This window comes from Gilvimarinus agarilyticus (assembly GCF_000832015.1).
GTDB lineage: Bacteria > Pseudomonadota > Gammaproteobacteria > Pseudomonadales > Cellvibrionaceae > Gilvimarinus > Gilvimarinus agarilyticus.
This window is the reverse complement of sequence record NZ_JXCJ01000001.1, coordinates 1974653-2000216: the sequence shown is the minus strand read 5'-3', so window position 1 is coordinate 2000216 and position 25564 is coordinate 1974653. Positions and strand designations below refer to the sequence as shown.

Here is a 25564-nt window from a genome sequence, read left to right as displayed (position 1 = left end):
TAACCGACGGAACACACCATGGCACTGACACGTATCACATCACCGCATACACACCGGGCGCTCGGCACCGGTCAGGTTATGCGCACCGTGGTTATGGCGACACTGCCTGGGCTGGCTGTGCTCACCTACTTTTTTGGCGTTGGCACGCTGCACAACGTATTGCTGGCAAGTGCCGTCTGCATGGGCTTTGAGGCGGCGGTTATGGCTGTGCGCGGCCGGCCGGTGTTGTTTTACCTGCGCGATTGCAGCGCTCTGGTTACCGGTGTATTGCTCGGCTTAGCACTGCCGCCTTACTGCCCCTGGTGGTTAGTCGTGGTGGGTAGCTTTTGCGCCATTGTGCTGGCCAAACAGCTCTATGGCGGCATGGGTTTTAACCCCTTTAACCCCGCCATGGTGGCGTACGTTATTTTGCTGATCTCGTTTCCGCTGCAAATGAGCCAGTGGGCGGCGCCGTCGGATATCGGCGGTCACACGCCCGGCGTGTTAGAAGCCCTGAAACAAATTTGGGCTGGCAGCTCAATCGATGGCTACACCGCGGCCACGCCACTGGATACCGTAAAGCAAAATAGCTCGCTGATGCTCGACAGCGTCTACCTGCAAGATCCGGTTCTGGCCGCAGGCAGTTTTGCCGGCGCGGGCTGGGAGTGGGTCAACCTGGCCTTTTTAGCCGGCGGCGCTTACCTGCTGTATCGCCGTATTTTTACCTGGCACGCACCGGTAAGTATGCTGGCAGCGCTGGCGCTGATGGCCATCATTTTTTACGACGGCGGCAGCTCTAACAGCGGTGGCTCGGTGTTGTTCCACTTGTTCTCCGGGGCCACTATGCTCGGGGCGTTTTTTATTGTCACCGACCCGGTCAGCTCGGCGGTCAGTAATCGTGGCCGCTTGATATATGGTGCCAGCATCGGGGTATTAATTTATGTGATTCGCATTTGGGGCAATTACCCCGATGCGATAGCTTTTGCCGTGCTACTGATGAACTTTGCCGCGCCCTTTATCGATTACTACACGGTGCCACGCACTTACGGCCATAAAAAAAGTCAACGCGCAACTAAGAAGGCTGACCTCTAATGCTGGGTGCGTCCATCAGTAAAAACAGTGTTCTACTTGGGGTATTTGCCCTGGTTACCGCCGGTGTTCTGGCCGTTACCAACGTCAGCACCCGCGACCGTATTGCCGATGCCGAGCGCCGCGCCGCCGAGAGCGCTCTGTACGAGTTGGTTAGCGCCGATCGCGTTGATAACGACATGCTCAACGACACCCTACCCGCCCCAGCAGATATGCTGCCGGCGTTGGGCCTGAAGGTATCCGAGCCTATTTATCGCGCCCGTAAAGAGGGCAAAGTCGTTGCAGTGATTGTACCGGCGGTCGCCCCCGACGGTTACAGCGGTGCAATCCGCCTTTTGGTTGGGGTAAACCGCGATGGCTCCATTGCCGGTGCTCGCGCATTGGTACACAAAGAGACACCGGGGCTGGGCGATAAAGTCGACACCAACAAAAGCGACTGGATTTTAGACTTTGACGGTAAGTCGTTAACCGACCCTGCACCCGAACGTTGGGCGGTTAAAAAAGACGGCGGCGCCTTCGATCAGTTTACCGGGGCGACCATTACTCCCCGCGCTGTTACCGGGCAAATTAAGCGGGTCTTGCAACAAGTGCAGGCAAAGCGCACGCTGTTGTTTGAGATTTCTGATAGTAACGATGTGAATACACCGACAGGTGGACAAACCCAATGAGTAACACAGCCGAATGGCAAACCATAAGCAAGAAAGGCTTGTGGACCAACAACCCCGCACTGGTCCAACTACTGGGGCTGTGCCCGCTGCTGGCGGTATCCGGCTCGGTGGTCAATGCACTGGGGCTGGGCCTTGCCACTATGATGGTGTTAACCAGCTCCAATATCGCCGTATCGCTGATTCGTAAAACCGTCAGCGATGCCGTGCGCCTGCCGGCGTTTGTGATGATTATCGCCTCGCTGACCACCTGCATCGAGCTGCTGATGCAGGCCTACACCTATGAGCTATACACCATTTTAGGGATATTTATTCCGCTGATCGTGACCAACTGCGCGATTTTGGGCCGGGCCGATGCCTTTGCCAGTAAAAACCCGGTGTTGCCCTCGGCCATCGACGGCTTAATGATGGGCCTTGGCTTTACGTTGGTGCTACTCACGGTCGGTGCGGTTCGCGAAATTTTAGGCAGTGGCACGCTGTTTGCCAATATGCACTTATTGTTTGGCGAGGCCGCACGCGACTGGACTTTAACCTTATTTGCCAACTACCCAGGCTTCTTAGTGGCAATTTTGCCTCCGGGCGCCTTTATTGTGACGGGCTTTTTGATCGCACTGAAAAATATTATCGATCACCATCAGGCTCAACGCGCCGCCGCCCGCAAAGAAAAACCCGTAAAAGGCAACAAACGCGTCCGCACCACTGGCACCATTGCCTAACCCCTTTTAACGCCTACTGTGCAACTCTTAGACCTTTAAGAGTTGCACTCCCCCTATTTAATGGCAATAATCATCTAAGGCTTTAAGGCCAATTATCACGACAGGCCCTAACCCGCTAAGCCATTCGTCACAGCGTTGACACAGTTCTGCGCCAAAGTTAATACCAACCACGTTCGACAAGGCGCCAGCCGCAACAATCAACATTGAGGGAAGCATTATGTTTGAGTTTAACCAAGACGATGTCATGACGTTTGTCCACGATCATGCAATCCCATGGAGTATCAACATCGTTACCGCGCTGCTGATATTCATCATTGGTAAAATCGTCGTTAAGATTTTGGTCAACCTGCTGGGTAAAGTGCTGGGCCGAACTAAGCTCGACGACATTCTTGTCGACTTCTTAAAAGCCATTGCCAATGCCCTGCTACTGCTGATCGTTATTATCGCCTCACTCGATCAGCTCGGTGTCGACACCACATCAATGATTGCGCTAATTGGTGCGGCGGGTTTGGCCATCGGCTTGGCTCTGCAAGGCTCACTGCAAAACTTTGCCTCGGGCTTTTTGTTACTGGTGTTTCGCCCGTTCACGGCGGGTGATTACGTAGAGGCAGGCGGCACCGCCGGGGTTGTCAAAACCATCAGTATTTTTACCACCACTCTGCACACGCCGGACAACCGTGAAATTATTGTGCCCAACGGCCAAATCTATAACGGCAACATTACCAACTACTCTAAGCTACCAACTCGTCGTGTCGACTTGGTATTTGGTATCAGTTACGACGATGACATCAAAAAAGCCAAAGAGATTATGGAGCGTGTGGTGAAAGCAGACGAGCGTGTGCTTGCGGATCCGGCACCTCAGATTGCCGTATCGGAGCTTGCCGACAGCAGTGTTAACTTTGTCGTGCGTCCCTGGGTTAAATCCGCCGATTTCTGGCCCGTTAAGTTTGATTTGATCGAGAATATCAAATTAGCGTTTGACGAAAACGGCATTACTATTCCATTCCCACAAATGGATGTGCACGCCGACGTGCCGGTCACACAAGAGTCTGAAGCCGCGTAACTTGCCGGATTTAGTACTGTGTAAGAACAGGGCTTCGGCCCTGTTTTTTTTGGCGTAAACTAACGTAAATTACCGTGAGCAAACCGGCGCTTAGCCTACAATAGAGCCATGACCAGTATCCATATTATTGATGACGACGAAGCCCTGTGCGAATTGCTGGGTGAGTATTTACGCGATAATGGCTTTAACGTTATCACCAGCCACGACGGCACCAGCGGGCTCGACACCACGTTAAGGGAGCAGCCAGATCTGGTGCTGCTCGATGTCATGCTGCCCGGCCAAAATGGTTTTGATGTACTGCGGGCTCTGCGCAAAGAGTCCCACGTGCCGGTGTTAATGCTCACCGCCCGTGGGGATGAGATCGACCGGGTACTGGGGCTCGAGCTCGGCGCCGACGATTATGTGGGCAAACCTTTTTCCCACCGCGAACTGGTAGCCCGTATTCAGGCCATATTGCGCCGTCTGCAACCGCAACCCAATAATCGGGTCGGCGCACTGACCATGCGGCCCGAGTCCTTTGAGGCTCACTACCACGAACAGCGTCTGGATTTAACCGCGGCCGAGTTTCGGGTGCTTAATGTATTGTTTGAGCGTGTCGGGGAGCTGGTCGATAAAGACGTAATTTCACGGGAGGCGTTTGGCAGGCGATTGCAACAATTTGACCGACATGTCGACATCCACATCTCTCATATTCGCAAAAAGATGACGGCGATTGCCCCGGCCCCCTGCATTAAAACGGTTCGGGGCTCAGGTTATCAGCTACTGGCTGAATCGCCGTGAAGCCCACTGTTCTAAGCGGATTTACCGGGCGCCTGTTTTTATGGTTTTGGCTGTCGCTCACGTTACTGTTAATGGCCAATTTTTTTCTCGGCCGTTACCTTGAGCAACACGATGAGCTGCACGAGCCAAGCGAACAACAGCTCATCGAGTTAAAAAAACATCAACGCTCCTTACAGCGCTACGCCGACCGCCCTTCGGAGCGATTACTCAAAGGGCGTAAACGTCACGGAATGGCGTTCTACGACCCGGCTACCCGCGCGCCCCTGGAGCGTGACCGGTTGCACTGGCGTTTAGCCGAGCTTGCCGACAAAGACTCTCTGCACACGCTGGCACTTGAGCGCGGCCTCGTTGCCATCGGCCCATTCATCGTTCCAACCCAGGACCGCTCGCTATTGGCCGTGTGGGTTATGCCACCACAGCCAGTACCAATTTGGCGCCAGGTACTGCGGGATTCACCCCACTGGCGCTTAATTGCTTCAATGACTTTGGTACTGTTGCTATCGGCCATTCTGGCACGCTGGCTCAGCCGACCTATTCGGCAGCTATCCAACGCCGCGCGGCTGTTTGGCGATGGCCATTTAGCGACTCGTGTCGACGCCGGCAGAGGTGAGCTAGGCCAACTGGGCAATGACTTTAACCTGATGGCCGAAAAGCTCCAGGCTTCGATCGCCACACAGCAACGCCTACTGGCGGACGTCTCACACGAATTACGCTCCCCCTTAACGCGACTTAAGCTCGCCGCAGGGCTGCTCGCCGATCAAGGTAACAACACCTACATTGAGCGTATCGAAAAAGAGTGCGTAACCTTAGAGCATCTGGTTGATCAAGTGCTAACACTGTCGCGCCTGGAGGGCTCAATCTATCGTGAGCAAGACGAGTCTGTCGATATAGCCGGACAAGTACAGCAAGCCATCGATGACTGGCGCTTCCAAACCGAAGGTAAGACACTTACGTATCAAGGGCCTGCACAGCTTACGATCAATGCGAAACCTCAGTTATTGCAACGAGTGCTGGACAACCTGTTGTCTAACGCGTGCCGCTACGCCGATACGATTAGCGTGCAGCTTGAAGGCCAAGCAGGCCAATGGCAGCTGTCCGTGTCGGATAACGGGCCAGGCGTAAGCGATGAACGCCTGGAGCACTTATTTGAGCCCTTCTACCGCGGTGACCCCGCCCGAGGGCATCAGGGCAATATTGGTTTGGGCCTGGCAATTGCGCAAGCGGCCGCCGAAGCGCAGAAAGCCAAACTGAGCGTAGCCCGGGCGGAAGCCGGTGGGTTATGCTTTACGCTACGCTACCCAGGTTAAATACGCCTTTTGGCTCGCTAACACCTCATTGAGCAAACGTTTTAAAAAAGCTTTTTCATAACAAAAAAACGGCGCCCTAAGACACCGTTTTTGTTAAACGCAATTTGATGTAATTAGTAGCGAGAGCGCTCTGAATCGCGACCTTTACGAGATTTACCGTCGCGGCGCTCCTGCATTTGTTCCAATGAATCGCGCTGTTCATCCGTCAGGATTTGCGCCAAGTCGTGACGCAGTTTCATCTGAGCCAGGCGCTGTTCCGTGCCTTCACTCAACAACGCTCGCGCTGCCGCTTCATCAAACGTCTCTTGCTCCATCAACGCTTTCATCGCCTGACGTTGCTCGTCTCGAGCTTCACGCTTGTCTTCTTTGGGGTACTGGCTGTGGAACAGCTCAAGGCGCTCGCTGATTTGCGTTTGCTGCTCATCACTGAGCGCCAGTTTTTCAACGACACGATCATTCAACAGAGTGCCGGGGCCCATCATATCTCGCGGACCATTACCGGCGTAAGCGGCCGTAGAAAGCGCCAGGGCAGAGCTCAGTAGCATGGTGGTCAATGTCTTTTTCATGGTGTATCTCCAAAAGCTTAATCAATGAATGTTGATTACTACGCTTACAGAATACGACCTTTAATGAAAACCCTTGTTGCGCCAATGTAAACTACTGAAAACCCCGGCCACCCTCCGTTAGGGTGCTGCAGTGGGGGCAGGAGCTGGCGCTGTGGCGGGCGCCAACGCCATAAAATAACCATTAATAATAGGCGCCAACTCGATAGGCGTATCTCCGACCCACAGTTTGCCGTCGTTTATACGCGCATTGAGCACGTATTCATCGCCCTGCTGAACAATGTAAGTGTCCATGTAAGGCGCCAACAGCATGATCAACGGAGTGCCCGTCATAATTTCTTTAGAGATCACCACCTGCCCACTGCCTTTAACCAAGCGCACGTACTCTGCTACCTCGGTCAAACTGGCAAGGCTGCGGCCATTGGCCGGAGGCACATAGTGTAAATCCATTTTGGTGTTTACATAGCCGTTCATGGCTTCGCCGCCACTGCTCATCAAAATCACCAGGTCTTTATGCAGCAGCTGCGTTAATGCCGTGCGAATCTCCTGCTCGTAAGTGGCGTAATCTTCTTCGGTTTGCAGTTTGGGGGATAGTTCAGCCCAGCTGGCCATCGCCTCTTGGGTCACCTGATTCAGTTCCAGCTCATAGTACAAGTTGGACATCGGGAGCATACCTTCGACTTGACCGGCGCTCAAGCGCACCTTGGTGTCGATCTTATCGTTTTCCAGGCGCTGGCGCTGCATAAGCTCTATATTACGGATGGCGGTTGTCATTCCCTCCGGAGACTTAATTGTTAACGCATCAAACTGCAGCTTGCCAGACGAAAGCGGCACTTGCGGTGCAATAAACTCCATATCGACATTGGCGTGTATAGGGGTAATACCAATCTCTGTACCATCACTATGGCTCGCGGCAATCTCGCCAACAGTAATAGTCGATTGGCTATCGAGCGAATCAAACCGCCCCTCACTGTGAACGTCCACACCGTTGACGTGAATGTGCCCCTCGTCATCGTTAAACTCGATAATATCGGTACGCCAGTTGGCGTCGTAACTACCCCCGTACTCCCCTAACAGGTTCAAGCGGCCCAAACCCTGGGGTAACACTTGTGCTAATAGAGTGTTTATCTCGGCTTCACTGGTGGATAGCGCATTATCGGTGCGGGCGTAAAACCAACCAAACTTAATGCCGTCGGCAAAAATAATGGGGCCGTGAAACACCTGCGCTTTGGCATCAATGGTGACAGAGTCAACCGCAAACTGTTCGGTGTTTGCCCGGGCGCTAAAGTCGAAGTTACTTTGAAAAACCCCGCGCTCGTAGTTGGCCACATCAAGCGCTATATTGGCGTTGTCGGCCTGGGCGCGACTCAACTCTATTTGATCATTAATATACTGTTCACCGACCATACCCGAGTAATAACTCAGCCCCACGTAAGCCGCAACCAACAGTACTAATCCTAAAAACTTTTTCATTTTCCTTCCCTATTTACTCGTTGTTAACAGTCGTTTTTTGTACAGCAGTGCCTCAGCGTTGGGTAGACAATTAAGTCTAGAGATCGCTTGCCGTCTATCGATCAGCACTCAAGCAGCTCGATTTTGTAGCCATCCGGGTCTTCGACAAACGCTATTACCGTCGAACCGTGCATCATGGGGCCCGGCTCACGAACCACTTTGCCGCCCGCCGCACGAATACGCTCGCAAGTTTGGTATACGTCGTCAACACCAATGGCGATATGGCCATAACCGTCACCTAAATCATAGCTAGGTGTATCCCAATTGTGAGTAAGCTCCAACACAGTGGAGTCTTGCTCATTGCCGTAGCCGACAAATGCCAACGTAAAGCGCCCTGCGGGGAACTCCTCCCGACGCAGCAATTGCATATCCAGTACTTGCGTGTAAAACGCTAAAGACGCCTCTAGATCGCCCACCCGGAGCATGGTATGAAGCAGTCGCATAGAGCCCTCTGAGATAAAAGATAACGGGTCGCTCGCCGGGACTCACTCCTCGGGCGAAAGCAGTCCAAACCAGTCGTTAAAATTGTTTTTTGGCTTTGATTAGTAGCTGATACTCGTCGATACCGTCTTTATCGACCAGCGGTGTGGCAATATCAACATGCACCACATTACCAACACGCACTTTACTGGAGCTAAAACGCAGCCCAAAGCCTACGTCGGCGAGTATTTTGTTATCGTCCGAAATAGGGCCGTCCCAGGCTTTACCCGCCTCGATAAAACCCACCGCGCCTACTCGCACAAGGTTAAACCAATGCCAATCGGAATAGTAGCGCCGCTCAATCGTGGCGATCATACGCTTTTTACCGCGCTGAAAATCGGTGGGATAACCGCGCATACCGACAATCCCCCCCACGGTTAGCTCTTCGTACTGCTCCAGATCCTGGCCGGCATCGTAACTGAGGCTGGCGTACCAGCGGTTTTCAACATTCTGCATAATGTTGTAGGCCACTTTACTGCGCCAGATCGCGCTATCGTGGCCGTCGGAATCTACATGGTCACGGCCATCTACTCCCAATTCAAGGCTTAGCAGGTGATCGTCACCGACCCCGATGATGTGCTGATAATTACCAATGTAGCGAATCACATCGCCATGTTCACTGGGCTCGGCTTTGCCATAACCTAGACGAAAACCAAAGGTAATACCCATGGCCACGTCTTCCGTGCGCTGGATTTGGTTAAGGTTACGATACACCGCGTAGCGATCTTCCAGGTATTGATACTCAACCCAAGGGTACTTGGCACCGCGGTTCTCGGGAATACCCAAAAAGGTATCTTCTGTCGCGTAAAAGGTATCTTCTTCGTTAGTCGCCCCCACTAGCAGGCGCTGGGTCGAAAACTTAGTGTTGTGCAGCAAGTGCCCGACAAAGGCTTCTTGATATAACTTCTCGTGCCGGAACCGATTGACCTCATCGCCCTTGTCGCGAATGATTTCATCTTCACCGATATCGCGGTAAGCCACGCCACCGGCCCAACGCGAAGAGCGCGAATAGAACGGTAGAGCAAGCTCGGCGATGACATTTTCGCCGTCGGACTTATCGGCGTAAGACAGCCGGGTCGACACACGTGAATTTAATACGTGATCTGTGCGAAAGGTGTAGCTCATACCCCGGCGCTCAGAGTCTTGCTCATAGCCGACCGAGAAGCTGTTACCTGTACCAAAAATGTTATCGTCGCTGATGCCAAATCCGCTGGAGGAATCGCCCCCGCTGTGGCTGAAAGACGCGTCAATCTCGAGCGACCAGCTGTCACGGGTAACCACCACCAAGTCGACCTGACCTTCACACACGACATGGGGAACAATAAAGGCCGCCGAGAAATAATCCCGGGTACGCAAGATACGCTCGGTCTCTAAAATAACGTCCGGCTCGAGAGGCTGACCAGCCTCAAACAGCAACTGCGGCGCAACCACATATTCTTTAGTGTTAAAGTGGATTTTATTGAGAAATCGATAGAGGCTATTGTTTTCGTCGGGGTTATCTTCATCAAAGACCCCGACCTGCAAAAAGCCAATAGAGCGAATCGTCATGCCTTCGAGCGACTCGATATCCTCGGTGCTTAAACGGCTGCCGGTAAAACGCTTGCGAATGGTCTCGCGGATATCGAGTAGCTGGCAGCCCTCAGGAACACTCTGCTCAAGCTCGTGCAGCTGTCGCTCAAGCTCACTGTCTTTTGCCTGTACAGACACCGGAAATAGAAGCATCAATAGCAGCGCCAAAAACCACCGCTGTCCGGCTGCGGCTTTATAAAAGCCTAACTGCCCCCCCTGACGTCGCCCGTGTGTTAATCTCAAGCTCTTGCAACCTTTAGGTTTTACCATACAAAATTCGATCTATACCTACGCGAACGCCCTGCACACCCCGTGTTTGTAGTGTTATCACGGGTACTCCACTGAATCATTGCCTACCGCAACCCAAGGTTACCACGAACTCGATTACGCACCATATAAAAGTGTAATCACGCTCACAAACTGGCCAAATATCAACCAAAAGGATTTAATGGTGATGATGTTCAGAGTGGTCAGTGGCGGCACCTGACTCATCGGTGTCTTGCGCTGGCTCTTGCTCGCTCATATCGTGCCCTTGATGAGCGCCGGATTGATGCTCATGCTCACTGTGATGCGCGTGGCCCGGCGCCAGCGCCCCATACAGTGTCCAACCGGCGAACACCAGCAACAACAATGCTCCCGCCACACGTAAACTGCGCCGCTGCGCCCATTGGCGAATACGCCCCGTGGCAAAGGCGGCTAGTAACACCGCCGGTAAGGTGCCCGCACCAAAGGCGAGCATAAACAGTGCGCCGCCGGACGCGCTGGGCTGCGTCATCGCATAGCCCAGCGCGCTATACACCAGGCCACAAGGGAGCCAGCCCCAAATAAAACCTAGCCCCAGTGCTGGCGCGGGCCCACGTACGGGCATCAGCGTGCGGCCTATGGGTTGTAAATAACGCCACAAATACTGCCCCAGAGCCTCTAATTTTAGCAGCCCGCGCCACCAGCCGGCCAAATACAGCGCCATCGCCAACAGCAAGAAACCCGCAACAACGCGTAGCACTGTGGCAGCCCCCAGTGCATAAACGGTTTCTCCCACGGCACCCGCCACCGCCCCCAGTAGGGCATAGCTCAGCAGTCGGCCCAGGTTATAACAGACCACGATGGCTCCGGAGCGCAATCGGGACGTGGCCTCCACCGCCATGGTTAGCGCGCCCATAATCCCACCACACATGCCCAGACAGTGAGTGCTGCTAAAAAAGCCCAGCAACAAGCCGGTTATCAGCGCCGGGACGTCAATCACGAGAAGCCTTGTTGGTCGTGGGAGGCTCGGATGAGGCTGGCTGATCAGGCTCCGATGCTTGCGTTGCGCTCGATGCCTTGTCATCCTCCGCTTTCCCATCGTCATCAAACAGGATGCGGTGAGCCTCGGTGTCTAGGTTGTCATACTGTCCCGAATTAATCGCCCACAGCAAAATGCGGATAGCGATGACGACAAATATCAACGCGATGGGGATCAGAAAGTACAAGCTGTCCACGATTGAATCTCCCGATTGGGGTTAGCGCGTTAACCGCAGGGCGTTTAGCACCACCAATAGCGAGCTGGCGGTCATGCCTATCGCGGCAGCCCAGGGCGGAACCAAACCAAGTGCCGCAAGAGGAAGTGCCAGGCTATTGTACATAAGCGACAGTGTCAGGTTTTGCCGTATCACGCGCCGGGTTGCCCGTGCCCGACTCAAGCACAGCAGCAACGGCTGTAAGTGGTCTTGCAGCAGTAAACAATCGGCGTGTGTCCGGGCCAAATCAGAGGCACCCGCCATAGCAATTGAGACATCCGCACCAGACAAAGTTGGTACATCGTTTATCCCGTCCCCGACCATCAAGGTCACATCGCCCAGAGCCTGCCGCTGCTGTAAGCGCGCCAGTTTAGCGGCCGGTGAGGCGCCACCTTCATATTGAGCGATTCCCACCTGAGCCGCTAAGCGCGCCGTATTAGCTGGAGTGTCGCCGCTGAGCAACTCCACTGCAACGCCCTCGTCGATAAGAGCTGCAACCACACCGGCCGCCTCTTCCCGCACCTGATCGGCTAAACCAATGTACCCCAACGGCTGTTCACCTCGGGCAAGCAACAACCATAAATAAGGTTCTGGTGGCAACTCGGGCACCGGCCCAGCGGCGGCGAAAGCGATATTGCCCAAGCGGTAATCAACAGCGTCTATGCGGCCGCTAACGCCTCCGCCCGTCTCCTGCTGCACTCCTGTGACGGCTTGATTAGGCGCATATTCGCTAAAGGCCCGCGCAATTGGGTGGTTACTGCCCTGCTCTAGCGCCGCGCACAGCGCTAGCAGTTGCTCGCGACTGACATCATCGGTTAACGGCTTCACTTCGGCGACACGTAGCTGCCCGTAGGTCAGTGTGCCGGTTTTATCAAAAACCACGCGGTTAACCTTGGTCAAGGTTTCTAATACATGACCGCGTGTGATTAACACCCCGGCACGGCGCAAATACTCAGTCGCCGCGGTAATGGCGGTGGGCATTGCTAAGGCGAGTGCGCAGGGGCAAGTCACCACCAACACAGAAAGGGCAACCCACAGGGCGCGCTCCGGCGCCACCATGCTCCAGCCAATAGTCACCGCTGTACAGATGAGTAAAACCGCCGCGATAAAATAACGGGCAACCCGGTCAGCCAGCGCCACTTGGGGTGGTTTTTCGGCCTGTGCCCGGGCTACCATCTGCTCGATGGCTGACAGCTGAGTTTGTCCCCCCGTGGCGCTAACGCGCACCTCAAGTGGGCTTTCGTTATTTTGGCTGCCAGCAATCACAAAACTGCCTGCACTTTTGGTAACCGGCACCGACTCGCCCGTTAGTAACGCTTCATTGACGCCCGAGGTCCCGGCCAGCACCTCGCCGTCGGCGGGAAAGGTATCGCCGGCGGCAACCAGAATACGATCGCCCGGCTGCAGTAACTTTGCCGCCACCTGCTGCCACTCACCGCTCTCCCAGCGGCAGGCAACCGACGGCAACAGTTGGGCGATGTTAGCCCCACCAATCCGATGTCGATAGCGGGCGCGCATTTCTAAATAGCGCCCCACCAGTAAAAAAAACACAAACATGGCGATGGATTCAAAATACACATCGCCGGTACCGCTAAAGGTTGCCCAGCAACTGGCCCCGTAGCCAAGCCCAACGGCGAGCGCCACCGGTACGTCCATCACCAACTGGCCGGCTTTTAAGCTGCGCCAGGCCGCACGAAAAAAAGGCCAGGCACTAAATAAAACCACCGGGGTGGTGAGTAACATGCTTAAGCCGCGCAATACACTTTGCCATTCATCGCTGGCGCCGGTGTACAAGCCTACAGCGACCATACCCGCTTGCATCATGCCAAAACCAGCGACACCGAGGCGCGCCAGAGCCATGCGGTTATCCCGCACCTCGAGTGCCCGCTGCTGATCATCGGTGGCGGGTCGCGGCCGATAGCCAATAGCGTGCAGCTCGGCCAGCAGCTTACTAAGTGCCACTTGCTCGGGGTGGTAGGTTAGTTGAGTGCGAAAGCTGGTGACATTAACCCGCACCTGTAAGACACCGGCAAACTGCGACAGATGGGTCTCGATAAGCCAACTGCAGGCCGCACAGCTAATACCCTCGAGCAATAAGTTAGCCTGCATCGCGCCGTCCGGGAGCGGCACGACAAAATCTTGCTGGATATCGGGAAGATCGTAAATATCCCAACTCAGCTTACTGGTGCTGTCGGGTCGCTCACTGGCCTCGGTGCGGTATTGATAAAAGCGCGTCAGGCCGCCGTCGACAATGGCGCTGGCAACCGCCTGACATCCGGGGCAACACATAGCCCGGGGTTCGCCGTTAATATTTACACAATAATCGACACCTGCGGGAACAGGCTCCGAGCAGTGAAAACACAGCACCGGGTCCACCGAAGTATCAGCAACCGGAGACAAGTGCTAAAGCGCGGGTGGCGCGAGTGATATCGCGGCGCGCTCGGTAAAATTGACTTCGGTGCGCAAACGCCAGGGCGCCGCCCTGCGCTCCGACTCGGCCTGCTCTGGTGCGAGTGTGGCATACCACAGGGTATCGTGCGCGGCCAAAGGCGCCGTAAAGTGCGAGTCGCCACTGCGCTCTAAGATCAGGAATTTATCCTGCCGCTCATCAAACGGGTGATCGAGCCACAGGGATAAACTGGCCGGCATGGGAATGAGCTCCGAATGCAGTGCAACAACCAGTTGGCCGCTTTCGGCCTGCCAGTTCATATCGGCGGTCAAGCCCCACTGCAAGGCGCGTTTATCTTGCTCGAGGCTCTGATTGATCATCCGGCCCTCTTTGTAATAGTTGTCGATCACCGTATCGTCCGCGTATTTAACTGCTAACGTTACGGTAACGCTCGACACCAGTACTACGACAATCAAAGGCGTCATTACAAACCAAAACCAGGGCTCTTTTTGCCAGGGGCGCGGTACATTTGTATCAATAGTCATAAGATCTCTTGTGTTGCTTGCAGGCTGACCACAAGGCCTGCCTGACACCTAAAAGTTAGTAATCCCGCTGCTGTGGCCCAATAAACGACGTGTCGTTGGTGGTTGTGAGCGTTGGATTATCTTGTGCAGTAAGGGTGAACTCGATTTCAGATTTCACCTCGGTTAACTCGCTGCGCGGTACGGCAACACGCACGGGTATCGTCAGGAGCTCCCCCGGCTCGATCTCTAAGGGCCGGTACGCCTGTAAGCGATAATTAAAGTCACCGCTCAAGGTAATATCATAGCGATGGGGCTTATTATCCATGTTGTTAATCTTTAGGGTGTAGACATTTTGCACATCCTTACCACTGATGCGATACATACGCACCCCCCGATCGCGCAGAATCTCCAGCCCCAAAGGCGTACGCTGCACCAAGTTTCCGACAAACACGCTTATCATAACGGTCAATACGACCAGATAGCCGACAAAACGCGGCCGTAGTACGCGGGTTTTACCCTCCTTGATCGCATCTTCAGTGGTAAAGCTAATCAGGCCGCGGGGATACTCCATTTTATCCATGACGGTATTGCAGGCATCCACACACAAACCACAGTCGATACACTCGGCCTGAATACCGTCGCGAATATCAATATCCACAGGGCAAACCTGAACACACCAGGAGCAATCGATGCAGTCACCTTTGCCCTGTGCTTTATAATCTTCTCCGGCTTTGCGGGGGCCGCGCTTCTCGCCGCGAATGTGATTGTAAAATACCGTTAGGGTGTCGGAGTCGTACATTACCGACTGAAACCGAGCGTAGGGACACATATACTTACATACCTGCTGCCGCATAAAGCCGGCATTGGTGTAAGTGGCCACGGTAAAAAAGCCCACCCAAAAAACCACGGGTATGGTGCTATCAAACGTTAGCAAGCCGCCAATCAACTCGCGCACCGGCACAAAATAGCCAACAAACGTAAGCGCCGTCACTAGCGCTATCAGCAGCCAAATGGCATGCGTCGCGCCGATACGCAGCACTTTGTTTGCGCTCCAGGGCGCGGCATCTAGCTTAATACGTTTGTTGCGATCGCCCTGACAGATAAATTCGGCCCAGATAAACATCTGAGTCCACACCGTTTGCGGACAGGTAAAACCACACCAGACTCGCCCCACCAACACCGTCACGGTAAACAACGCAAAGGCGGCGATAATCAAAAGCCAGGCGAGATAAATACCGTCTTGCGGCCAAAAGGTTGTCCAAAGAATATGAAACTTGCGATCGGCCAAATCAAACAACATGGCCGGTCGGCCATCGATGGTAAGCCAGGGCATGAGCACAAAGCCCGCGATCAACGGCAGCCCGGTGTAGCGACGCAGCTTTTGGTAAAAACCGGTGATACGGCGGGTGTAAACTTTGTCTTCGGCTTCGTACAGATTGACGTAACGGATGGTGGGCTCGTCCGCTGACTGCTCAGACGACGATGACTTTTTACTCACTGCAGCACCTCATTGCGAGAGACTTTTACCCAAAGCCTGGCGGAATTCGTCAAGCCGGGAGAGTCCGGGGCGATAGCGCCCCGGTACAACCGATTACTGCTCGTCCAAAGGCAGCGACAGGCTGTAAACATAAGCCGCCAGCAAGTGAATACGGCTTTCTTTTAACAGCTCCTGCTGGGCCGGCATCACGCCGTTGCGACCGTCGCGCAGGGTTTGGCGAATATCTTGCGGTTCGCCACCGTACAACCAAATGTCGTCAGTCAGGTTGGGCGCGCCCATGGCCTGAATACCCTTACCATCGGCACTATGACAAGCCACACAGTTTTGCTCAAAATGCTTTTTGCCCGCCTGAGCCAGCTCGGCATCGTGCTCACGACCGCTTAGGCTAAGGACGTATTCCGTCGTGGAGTGGATGCCCTCTTCGCCCAGAATAGCGGCCCACGCGGGCATAACGCCCTTGCGACCTCCGGTAATCGTTTGCTTGATCGTTGCAGGCTCACCGCCATACAACCAATCGTGGTCGGTTAGATTCGGAAAACCGTAATTTCCACCACCGTCAGCGCCGTGACATACCGCGCAGTTATTGGCGAACAGACGCAAGCCCATTTTCATGGCATCTGAGTTACGGGCTAACTCTTCGATCGGCATGGCGTTGTACTTGCCAAACTGCTCGGCGTAGAGCTCCTCGGCTTTTTGCTGTTTGGCCTCTAATTGATTGTGTGAGGTCCAACCGGCGATACCCTTAAAAGAACCCAAGCCCGGATAAATAACTAAGTAAGCCGCAGCGAAAATAAAGGTGGCAATAAACATCTTAAACCACCAGCGCGGCAACGGATTGTCGTACTCTTCAATACCGTCGTACACGTGTCCTGTTGTGCGGTTCTCAGGCGCTTCATCGTCCTTTACCGCGACCTTACGATTGGCCATTAGCACCCAAAAAACCAGTATCAGGTTTGTCAGGGTTAGGCCGATAATCCAAAGGCTCCAAAAAGTGCTCATAATCAATTCCGCCTTGCTACATCATCGGTCGATGGGGTGTTATCTTTTGCTTTTTTTTGTGTGGCGCCGTCGTCCTGCTCGTCGGCAAAAGGCAAGTTAGCATCGTCATCAAAGCGTTTGCGACGGCTGGGGGCAAAAGCCCACCAGCACACGCCGGCAAATGCAATCGCGACTAAAACCGTGCTGATGGCGCCCCAGGTACCCTTATCCATAATTAGCGTTTTTCCTTAAGCAGCGTACCCAATTGCTGCAAATAGGCCACAATCGCGTCCATTTCGGTTACGCCGCGAACCTTATCGCCAGCGCCCTCGATGTCTTCGTCGGTATAGGGAACCCCAACTTTACGCAGTGCGCGCATTTTGCTTTCGGTGTGCTTGCCGTCCAATTTGTTGTCATACAGCCACGGGAATTCCGGCATGTTTGACTCTGGCACGACAATGCGCGGGTTAAACAGGTGCACCTTGTGCCAGTCGTCCGAGTAGCGGCCGCCGACGCGGGCAAGGTCTGGCCCGGTGCGCTTAGAGCCCCACAAAAACGGGTGCTCATAGACACTTTCACCGGCAACGGAGTAGTGCCCATAACGCTCTACTTCAGCGCGCAGCGGACGTACCATTTGCGTATGACAGACGTGACAACCCTCACGGATATAAATATCGCGCCCTTCCAGCTCGAGCGGGCCAAGCGGTTTCAGCCCGGCGACCGGCTCTGTGGTTTCCTTCAAAAAGAACTGCGGAACAATCTCTACCAAGCCACCAAAACTGATGGCTACAATAACCAATACGGTCATCAGACCAATATTTTTCTCGACGATATCGTGGTTTTTCATCTATTGGCCTCCTTAAACCGCTTGCGCTTGTGGGCTGTTATCTGACGCCACCTCGCGCGGTGCTTGCGCGGTGCGGTAGGTGTTATAGGCCATTAAAAGCATCCCAGACAGGAAGAAGACGCCACCAATAAAGCGCACCACATAGCCGTTGTGGCTGGCCTGTACCGCCTCAATAAAGCTATAGGTCAAAGTGCCGTCACTGTTAAAGGCGCGCCACATCAAGCCCTGCATAATGCCGTTAACCCACATGGCTGCGATATAAAGCACGGTACCGATGGTGGCCAACCAAAAGTGCACATTGACCCATTTCACGCTGTACATCTCTTTCCGGCCAAACAAAATAGGCAACAAGTGATAAACCGCGCCAATCGAGATCATCGCCACCCAACCCAAAGCGCCGGAGTGTACGTGACCAATAGTCCAGTCAGTGTTGTGGCTCAGGGCGTTTACGGTTTTGATCGACATCATGGGGCCTTCAAAGGTCGACATCCCGTAAAACGACAGCGAAACCACCAAAAAGCGCAGGGTCGGATCGGTGCGCAGCTTATGCCAGGCACCCGACAGCGTCATAATACCGTTGATCATACCGCCCCAGGATGGCGCCAGCAGAATCAGCGACATCACCATACCCAGGCTCTGAGCCCAATCTGGCAGTGCTGAGTAGTGCAGGTGATGCGCACCGGCCCAGATGTAAATCGAGATCAGCGCCCAAAAGTGAACGATAGAAAGCTGATAAGAGTAAACCGGACGACCGGCTTGTTTAGGCACAAAATAATACATCATGCCCAAGAAGCCCGCGGTCAAAAAGAAACCCACCGCGTTGTGGCCGTACCACCACTGCACCATGGCATCGGCGGCGCCTGCGTAGGCCGAGTAAGATTTGAACAAACTCACCGGTATGGCGGCACTGTTAACCACGTGCAACACCGCGATGGTTAAAATAAAACCACCATAAAACCAGTTAGCTACATAAATGTGAGAGGTTTTGCGCTTAACGATCGTGCCAAAAAACACCAACGCATACGACACCCAGACCAGTGTGATCAGGATATCGATGGGCCACTCGAGCTCGGCGTACTCTTTGGCCGAGGTTAACCCCAAAGGCAGAGTAATAGCGGCCAGCACAATCACCAACTGCCACCCCCAAAAGGTAAAGGGCACTAACCAACCGCCCCACAGCTTGGCTTGACAGGTGCGCTGCACCACATAGAAGCTGGTACCCATCAGGGCGCAACCACCAAACGCAAAAATCACCGCGTTGGTATGCAGGGGCCGCAAGCGGCCAAAGTGCGTATAGGGCTGTACCAGGTCATTCAGCGCCGGCCAGCAAAGCTGAGCGGCGATTAACACCCCAACGCCCATACCGACAATGCCCCAGACAATGGTCATGACGGCGAACTGACGCACGACCTTATAGTCGTAAGTCGGGTGATCACCCACCGCTGTTAGGTTACTACTCATAGGATCTTCCCTATATTTGGCAAAACACAGTTAATTAAATAAGTATTATTAGAAGTGATGTATTCACCCACTAGCGCCTGTAGTGCTGGGCAAGGCTACGCGCCCAGCGGTGCTTATACATTGATTTGCATCAACTATAGTACAAACATTAAAACTGTATATGACAACGCGGGTAAATAAGGTGTTGCAGTTATGTTTTGGCCCGCCACAGGCGGGCCAAAACTTTCGTTTTACAGCAGGTTACGGCCTTTACTGGCAGCAATGCGCATGCGTAAGGCGTTTAGTTTAATAAAGCCTTCGGCATCTTTTTGGTCGTAAGCGCCGGCATCGTCTTCAAACGTGGCAACTTTTTCATCAAACAAGCTGTCAGCCGAGCGGCGGCCCACCACGTGCACCGCACCTTTATAAAGCTTGACGCGAACCTCGCCATTAACCGGTTCCTGAGACTCGTCGATGGCGGTTTGCAGCATCTTGCGCTCAGGGCTCCACCAGTAGCCGTTGTAAATAATCTCGGCGTATTTGGGCATCAAGCTGTCTTTTAGGTGGGCTACTTCGCGATCGAGCGTGATCGATTCGATGGCGCGGTGGGCTTTTAAGATAATGCTGCCACCGGGCGTCTCATAGCAACCGCGCGATTTCATACCAACATAGCGGTTTTCGACGATATCTAAGCGGCCAATACCGTTATCGCCGCCAACCTTGTTGAGCTTTTCCAGCACAGTAGCCGGCGACAAACGCTCGCCGTCAATAGCCACAATGTCGCCTTTTTCAAAGGTCAAATCAATGTAGGTAGGCTCGTCCGGCGCATTCTCAGGAGACACACTCCAGCGCCACATGTCTTCTTCAGCTTCGGTCCATGGGTCTTCCAGTACACCGCCCTCGTAGGAGATGTGCAGCAAGTTGGCATCCATGGAGTAAGGTGATTTTTTCTTTTTGCTAGAAAAATCTACCGGAATATTGTGCTCTTCACAGTACGCCATCAGGGTTTCGCGAGAGGTTAGATCCCACTCGCGCCAGGGCGCAATCACCTGAATACCTGGCTTAAGGGCGTATGCCCCCAGCTCAAAGCGCACCTGATCGTTACCTTTACCGGTAGCACCGTGAGAAATGGCGTCAGCACCAGTTTCGTTGGCGATCTCGATCAAACGTTTAGCGATTAATGGACGGGCAATGGAGGTACCCAACAGGTACTCGCCTTCGTAAATCGTGTTGGCGCGAAACATAGGGAAGACGAAATCGCGTACAAACTCTTCACGCAAATCGTCGATGTAAATTTCTTTAACACCTAATGCTTCGGCTTTGGCGCGGGCCGGAGCCACTTCTTCACCCTGACCGATGTCAGCCGTGAAGGTCACCACCTCACAGTTGTAGGTTTCTTGCAGCCATTTAACAATTACTGAGGTATCCAACCCCCCAGAATAGGCCAGTACAACTTTTTTGATGGATGACATAGAAAACTCCCGCAGTTGGCTAGCCGCATCGGCTAGGCAGTCCAGTTTTTACAAACGCCTTAGTTAGCGCGGCGAAATTGTACCCGCAAATTAGAGAAATTCCCACTCCAATGTCACCCAATTACACAGATAAACACATGGGTAACACTGCAGTGGATAACTTCAAAGCCACCGGCACGTCGCCAAGTAAAACTATAGACGGAAGGTCGACACTTTGTCAGTCAGCGCCTCGGAATGCTCCTTTAACACTTTGGCCCGGGACTGGCCTTGCTCGGCCTCTTCCAGCGAGCGCTCAGCCACATCCGAGATCGTTTGCATGTTTTGCATCACATCTTGCACCACATGGCTTTGCTGCTCCGCCGCGGTAGCAATTTGGGTGGCCATCGCACTGATCGCGGCCACCGCATCGTTGATGGTAACCAGTGATCGAGAGGCACCTTGGGCGTTTTCTACACTGCCAGCCGCGAGGTCGCGGCTGTCGTCCATAATAGCCACTGCACTTTTGGATGTGTCGTGCAACGCACTTATCATCCCCTGAATCTCTTCGGTGCTGGCATGAGTGCGCTGCGACAGCACCCTCACCTCGTCCGCCACCACGGCAAATCCCCGGCCCTGATCTCCCGCCCTCGCAGCCTCAATGGCCGCGTTAAGCGCCAACAGGTTAGTCTGCTCGGCAATGCCCTGAATCGTCGTCAAGATTCCGTTGATCTCTTGCACACGCTCGTTCAGGGAGCCAACAACTCCTCCAGCCTGCTCTAGCTTTTGCGCCAACGAGTGAATGGAATCGGTGGTGGTATCAACCTGCTTTTTACCGTCACCAGCACTGGAGACCACCTCGTGCACCGAGTTGGCGGTATTCTCAGCGTGGCGCGCGATCTCCCCGGTGGCGTTGGTCATCTCGCTCATTGCCCGGGTAACACTGTCGATTTGCTCTCGTTGGTGCAGCATCTCCTTCACCGAACCGCTGGCCCGCCCGGCCGTGGCTGTGGCGTTTTCGTCCAGCTCGGTCGCCTGCAGCCTGATATGCTCTACCAAATCGTGCATATGCCCGACAAACTGATTAAAACTGGCCGCGAGCGAGGCGACCTCGTCGTTGGAGCTAACCGGTAAACGACGGGTCAAATCCCCACCCCCCGAGGCAATCTCACTCAGGGCATCTGACACCCGGTGCAGCGGCACAAATAAGCGGCCAATCAACCAGCTCAGCGCCACAATACTGATAACGACCAACAACAAGATAACCAAAAGCTGCTGCGTTAGGCTTGCCAGCACAGGCGCCACGAGTGCATCACGATTAAGCATCATCACCAGCACCAGTTCGGACTCTGGCACCTCGGCGGCAAATAATTGGTAGGTGTCGCCGTCAATTTCCAGCAAATCAATCAGCTCATCACGGCGGATCAACTGCTCGAGGTGATTGGCGGTTAACTCGGGGGATATGGAGGTGAGTTCAGCGTTGAGCAGCGCCTGGTCGCTATGGGCAAACACAGTGCCTTTGCGCTTGGCAATAAACATAGAGCCATCGCCGGGTAAGTCGATGCTTCGCAATTGCTCGATGATGCTGTCGAGCACCACATCGGCGCCGATCACACCAATAACCTGGCCGCCGTCATCGCGCACCACACGGCCCAATGAGACCACATTTTTTCCCGTTGCCGAGGCGACCGACGGATCCTCGACGACAGTTTGGTTGGGAGATTTCTTGGCATTAATGTACCAGCTCCAGACGCGCGGGTCGTTGTTCCCCTCCGGCAACACCAACTGTCTGGCATTGACCAAGCCACCATCCTCAAACCCGAGAAATACGTTATCGACATCGGCCGCACGCTTGACCTGATTGAGGTGGGTTACATAATCCTCGGGGAACGAGTCACCGGGAAAGCTCTCCAATGCTCGCCCCTTACTGGCAAACCAGCTACTCACGTACTGCGAGAAAGTCCCCGAGATGCCATTAATCTGACTGTGAATGCTGCGCTCCATTTGGCTCATAGCCGCTGAATACGCCAACCAAGCCACCACAGAACCCACCACAATTAACGCTACCGCAGCCAAGCCACTTATCTTTTTTCTTAGAGACAGACGCATAAAGCCCCAACCAATTACTGTTATGAGTGGCGAGCCGGGCTAGGCCGACGCCAAAATTACTCTCTGGTAATATTAGCGTCCATCGCCGTAATTTCTTTAGCTTGCAGTAGCGTTTTTCAGCAACGTCTCGGCATAGTCCTGGAGCCGGGCCAGTAACTCGCGCTTGGTAGGCACTAGCTGCTCATCGGCCAACAACTCAGCCATTCTTTGATCAAAACCAGACTTTACCAGGCCAGCCCCCGCCATAGGGTCCGTCAGGCGCTGCAGACAAAACGCTCGCCAGTGCTGGACCTCTTCGGGCGAGAGGGATTCGGGGAAATTGCGCGCACGGTAACGCCACAAGATTTCAGGCAGGCGGTCATCATGAAAATCCAGCACCGATGCTGCCAACTCAGCGCCGCTACTGCGCCGCACCTGTGTCAGCAGGCGCTTATCGTGATCATCTAAAAAACCGTCGTAGAGTTGTTGCTCTGGATCCGTGCGCTCGGCAAACTGGCTCATCTGATACAGTTTTGCCAATTTGGCCCGCAGCGCGGTGGACTCCACCAACGTCATGTCAGCAAAGCGGCGCCAGTGCGCCTCAGCCTGAGCCTTATCGATACCAAGACGCTCCGCAGTCGCGTCATCCAGCATGGCCGGCGAGAGCAGCATGGGCGATTTATTAAGATGCACCTCTTTTAAGGCCAACCGCTCTACCCCATCGGGCAGCTCATCGCGGCGCACAAAGAGACGTTCGGCCAACGCCTCGGCTTCAAGCTGAAACAAGTCATCCGGCGCGGCGCTTAAGTTATAGACAATCACGCTGTTCTTGTTTTGCGGGTGAAACGCTAAGGGCAACACCAATGCGCAATTGCCCTGGCTGGACGGAAACATCGAGGAAATGTGCAACAGAGGCTTAAAACTGTCGATATCAATCATCCCCCCGGCAAAGCGCTTATTGCGCAACCGGTAAGCGTAATCAAACAGCTTAGGTTKCCGACGTTTTATAAGCTGGGCCAAGGCGATAGTGGCGTACACATCGCTCAGAGCATCGTGCGCCGAACCATGCTCTAAATTGTTAGCCGCGGTCAGCGCTTCAAGCTTAAAGCAAGGCGTGCCATCGTCGTAATTGGGCCACTCGATCCCCTTGGGGCGCAGGGCGCGGGTCATACGCACCATATCGATAATATCCCAGCGCGAATTACCGCCCTTCCACTCGCGCTCATAAGGGTCGTAAAAGTTGCGAAACAACCCGTAGCGGGTAACTTCGTCGTCAAAGCGAATAGAGTTGTAACCGACCCCACAAGTGCCCGCCACCGCAAACTCGGCGGCGATTTTCGCCATAAATTCGGCCTCGTTCAGGCCGTTTTGCAGTGCATCCTGAGGGGCGATCCCCGTAACCAGACAGGCATCAGGCTTGGGCAACAAATCCTCGGGCGGGCGGCAGTAAATCATTAACGACTCACCGATAACGTTTAGGTTGGCATCGGTACGCACACCGGCAAATTGCGAGGGGCGATCGACCGCCGGCACCTCCCCCCAGGTTTCGTAATCGTGCCAATAAAAGGTGTTTTGCCCGGGTGCAGTGGCCGCCACGGCGCCTCCTTATGCTGGAATTTGCAACAAATGTGGCCTAACTGTAACACTTTGCCGGCGCATTGAAATATAATAAGCCCGCTTAAAAACCGAAGGGGGCCCAATGAACAAGCTGGATGAACTTTTTGCCAACAACGCCCGCTGGGCAGAAAAAATTAAAGCCGAAGACCCAGAGTTTTTCTCAAAACTGTCGCAACAACAAACACCCGAATATCTCTGGATCGGCTGCTCCGATAGCCGCGTTCCCGCCAATCAGATCGTCGACTTAATGCCAGGCGAGCTGTTTGTCCACCGCAATGTAGCCAATCTGGTGGTGCATACTGACCTTAACTGCATGTCAGTAATGCAGTTCGCGGTTGATGTGCTTAAGGTAAAGCATATTATGGTAACCGGCCATTACGGTTGTGGCGGCGTTAAATCGTCGATGCAAAACCAGCAGTTCGGCATTGTCGACTACTGGATTCGCAACATTCGTGACGTGTACTTCGCTCACCAACAAGAGCTTGAGGCCATTGCCGACGAAGACGCCCGTATCGACCGTTTGTGCGAGCTCAATGTCATGCAACAAGTTGCCAATGTAGCCCACACCAACATCATACAAAATGCCTGGAAGCGCGGTCAGGAGTTGACCGTACACGGCTGGTGCTACAGCATTCAAGACGGCATCATTCGCGACTTAATGGACCCAATTGTCGGCCCCGACGATATTAGCGAGCGCTACCGCATCGTTTAATTCGCCGACAGCCCAACTCACCCATGTAGCCCACGGGCTACTCAAGGATTTGACGTGGCCCGCCTTTTTGCCGAGCTCGACAGCCAGCCTACCGACATAGGTGAAATCTCTCTGCGCCGCAGAATGATACCGGCGCTGGGAGACGACTACATTTATGAAGTAAAGCTGGGGGACGAATTTTTAATGTCGAGCTTATTCGTCGACGCCGAAGTGGCGCTGGCGGAGCTAGGGCTTGCCGCCACCCCTGGCGAGCAGCTCAAGGTTGTGGTGGGCGGCTTGGGGCTTGGCTATACCGCCCAAGCGGCCCTGAAAGACTCCCGTATCGATGAGTTACTCGTAGTAGAGTTTTTAGAGGCCGTGATTAGCTGGCACAAGAACGAATTGGTGCCAGTGGGCAAGACACTTAACAGTGACGACCGCTGCCGCTACGTGTTAGGCAGTTTTTTTGATTTGGCCAACCCCGACTCGGGCTTTGACCCGAACTCGCCTGGCGCCTTATTTGATGCGATTTTGCTCGACATCGATCACTCGCCCAGCGAGTTTCTTAACAGCGCCAATGCCGGCTTTTACACACACGACAACCTGAGCGCCATGGCACAGCAGATAAAGCCTGGTGGCGTGTTTGCCATGTGGAGTCAAAACCCGCCGGACGCAGCGTTTATAGCACTGTTAGAAAGTGTATTTGCTAAGGTGACAAGCGAGTTGGTGAGCTTTTACAACCCGCTTGCGCAAGTTGAGGCAAGCAACAGCGTGTACATTGCTCACACCGGCCTACATACGTTAAACGATTAAGGAACAAACGCC

Annotated in this window: 24 protein-coding genes; 8 read left to right on the top strand and 16 right to left on the bottom strand. The window is 54.1% G+C overall.

Features of this window, described 5'->3' with window-relative positions; translation table 11 throughout:
• Positions 1 to 18 precede the first annotated feature (18 nt).
• The 6 genes from rsxD (at position 19) to SD69_RS08475 (ending at position 5599) form a co-directional block, all read left to right on the top strand.
• A complete protein-coding gene (gene rsxD, locus SD69_RS08500) occupies positions 19 to 1071 on the top strand; it encodes an electron transport complex subunit RsxD (RefSeq protein ID WP_041522873.1) in 1053 nt (350 codons plus the stop codon).
• Positions 1071 to 1736, top strand: coding sequence for an electron transport complex subunit RsxG (rsxG, locus tag SD69_RS08495; RefSeq protein WP_041522872.1), 666 nt, complete (start codon positions 1071 to 1073; stop codon positions 1734 to 1736). Before rsxD ends, rsxG begins: the two co-directional genes overlap by 1 nt.
• The gene (locus tag SD69_RS08490; protein WP_041522871.1) at positions 1733 to 2449 is read left to right on the top strand and encodes an electron transport complex subunit E; all 717 of its coding nucleotides are present in this window, start codon (positions 1733 to 1735) and stop codon (positions 2447 to 2449) included. The genes rsxG and SD69_RS08490 overlap by 4 nt, the downstream gene beginning before the upstream one ends.
• Positions 2450 to 2666: 217 nt before the next feature.
• Positions 2667 to 3512, top strand: coding sequence for a mechanosensitive ion channel family protein (locus SD69_RS08485; RefSeq protein WP_041522870.1), 846 nt, complete (start codon positions 2667 to 2669; stop codon positions 3510 to 3512).
• A 108-nt stretch (positions 3513 to 3620) separates the two neighbouring features.
• Positions 3621 to 4292 (top strand): response regulator transcription factor, encoded by a 672-nt coding sequence (locus tag SD69_RS08480; RefSeq protein ID WP_041522869.1) that lies wholly within the window; start codon positions 3621 to 3623, stop codon positions 4290 to 4292.
• Complete coding sequence (locus SD69_RS08475) at positions 4289 to 5599, top strand: ATP-binding protein (protein ID WP_232301172.1); 1311 nt, start codon at positions 4289 to 4291, stop codon at positions 5597 to 5599. The genes SD69_RS08480 and SD69_RS08475 overlap by 4 nt, the downstream gene beginning before the upstream one ends.
• Before the next feature lie 113 nt (positions 5600 to 5712).
• Here SD69_RS08475 and SD69_RS08470 read toward each other — a convergent pair whose 3' ends face one another.
• The 16 genes from SD69_RS08470 to sbcB all read right to left on the bottom strand — a co-directional run bounded on the left by SD69_RS08470 (position 5713) and on the right by sbcB (position 24027).
• On the bottom strand, positions 5713 to 6165 hold the full coding sequence (locus tag SD69_RS08470; protein WP_041522867.1) for a Spy/CpxP family protein refolding chaperone: 453 nt from the start codon (positions 6163 to 6165) through the stop codon (positions 5713 to 5715).
• A gap of 117 nt (positions 6166 to 6282) precedes the next feature.
• Complete coding sequence (locus tag SD69_RS08465) at positions 6283 to 7635, bottom strand: DUF945 family protein (RefSeq protein WP_041522866.1); 1353 nt, start codon at positions 7633 to 7635, stop codon at positions 6283 to 6285.
• Between the two features lie 101 nt (positions 7636 to 7736).
• The gene (gloA, locus tag SD69_RS08460) at positions 7737 to 8117 is read right to left on the bottom strand and encodes a lactoylglutathione lyase (protein ID WP_041522865.1); all 381 of its coding nucleotides are present in this window, start codon (positions 8115 to 8117) and stop codon (positions 7737 to 7739) included.
• A gap of 76 nt (positions 8118 to 8193) precedes the next feature.
• Entirely contained in the window at positions 8194 to 9966 is a 1773-nt protein-coding gene (locus tag SD69_RS08455; protein WP_157471640.1) for a BamA/TamA family outer membrane protein, read from the bottom strand.
• A gap of 202 nt (positions 9967 to 10168) precedes the next feature.
• Entirely contained in the window at positions 10169 to 10966 is a 798-nt protein-coding gene (locus SD69_RS08450) for a sulfite exporter TauE/SafE family protein (RefSeq protein ID WP_041522864.1), read from the bottom strand.
• Positions 10959 to 11201, bottom strand: coding sequence for a cbb3-type cytochrome oxidase assembly protein CcoS (ccoS, locus tag SD69_RS08445; protein ID WP_041522863.1), 243 nt, complete (start codon positions 11199 to 11201; stop codon positions 10959 to 10961). The genes SD69_RS08450 and ccoS overlap by 8 nt, the downstream gene beginning before the upstream one ends.
• Positions 11202 to 11222: 21 nt before the next feature.
• The gene (locus SD69_RS08440) at positions 11223 to 13586 is read right to left on the bottom strand and encodes a heavy metal translocating P-type ATPase (RefSeq protein ID WP_232301171.1); all 2364 of its coding nucleotides are present in this window, start codon (positions 13584 to 13586) and stop codon (positions 11223 to 11225) included.
• A gap of 36 nt (positions 13587 to 13622) precedes the next feature.
• Positions 13623 to 14153 (bottom strand): FixH family protein, encoded by a 531-nt coding sequence (locus tag SD69_RS18060; protein ID WP_052481002.1) that lies wholly within the window; start codon positions 14151 to 14153, stop codon positions 13623 to 13625.
• Between the two features lie 55 nt (positions 14154 to 14208).
• Positions 14209 to 15630, bottom strand: coding sequence for a cytochrome c oxidase accessory protein CcoG (ccoG, locus tag SD69_RS08430; RefSeq protein WP_041522861.1), 1422 nt, complete (start codon positions 15628 to 15630; stop codon positions 14209 to 14211).
• Between the two features lie 93 nt (positions 15631 to 15723).
• Positions 15724 to 16629 carry a cytochrome-c oxidase, cbb3-type subunit III gene (gene ccoP / locus SD69_RS08425; RefSeq protein ID WP_157471639.1) on the bottom strand — a complete coding sequence of 302 codons (906 nt, stop codon included), beginning with the start codon at positions 16627 to 16629 and terminating at the stop codon, positions 15724 to 15726.
• Positions 16630 to 16631: 2 nt separating this feature from the next.
• Positions 16632 to 16841 (bottom strand): CcoQ/FixQ family Cbb3-type cytochrome c oxidase assembly chaperone, encoded by a 210-nt coding sequence (locus tag SD69_RS08420; protein WP_041522860.1) that lies wholly within the window; start codon positions 16839 to 16841, stop codon positions 16632 to 16634.
• Between the two features lie 2 nt (positions 16842 to 16843).
• Positions 16844 to 17455 (bottom strand): cytochrome-c oxidase, cbb3-type subunit II, encoded by a 612-nt coding sequence (gene ccoO / locus SD69_RS08415; RefSeq protein WP_041522859.1) that lies wholly within the window; start codon positions 17453 to 17455, stop codon positions 16844 to 16846.
• Between the two features lie 12 nt (positions 17456 to 17467).
• A complete protein-coding gene (ccoN, locus tag SD69_RS08410; protein ID WP_041522858.1) occupies positions 17468 to 18916 on the bottom strand; it encodes a cytochrome-c oxidase, cbb3-type subunit I in 1449 nt (482 codons plus the stop codon).
• A gap of 230 nt (positions 18917 to 19146) precedes the next feature.
• Complete coding sequence (locus SD69_RS08405; protein ID WP_041522857.1) at positions 19147 to 20367, bottom strand: argininosuccinate synthase; 1221 nt, start codon at positions 20365 to 20367, stop codon at positions 19147 to 19149.
• 192 nt (positions 20368 to 20559) lie between these two features.
• Positions 20560 to 22452 (bottom strand): methyl-accepting chemotaxis protein, encoded by a 1893-nt coding sequence (locus SD69_RS08400; protein ID WP_041522856.1) that lies wholly within the window; start codon positions 22450 to 22452, stop codon positions 20560 to 20562.
• A 96-nt stretch (positions 22453 to 22548) separates the two neighbouring features.
• A complete protein-coding gene (gene sbcB, locus SD69_RS08395; protein ID WP_041522855.1) occupies positions 22549 to 24027 on the bottom strand; it encodes an exodeoxyribonuclease I in 1479 nt (492 codons plus the stop codon).
• Between the two features lie 103 nt (positions 24028 to 24130).
• Here sbcB and can point away from each other — a divergent pair, with 103 nt between their 5' ends.
• Entirely contained in the window at positions 24131 to 24760 is a 630-nt protein-coding gene (can, locus tag SD69_RS08390) for a carbonate dehydratase (RefSeq protein ID WP_041522854.1), read from the top strand.
• 54 nt (positions 24761 to 24814) lie between these two features.
• On the top strand, positions 24815 to 25552 hold the full coding sequence (locus tag SD69_RS08385; RefSeq protein WP_041522853.1) for a polyamine aminopropyltransferase: 738 nt from the start codon (positions 24815 to 24817) through the stop codon (positions 25550 to 25552).
• Positions 25553 to 25564: the final 12 nt, after the last annotated feature.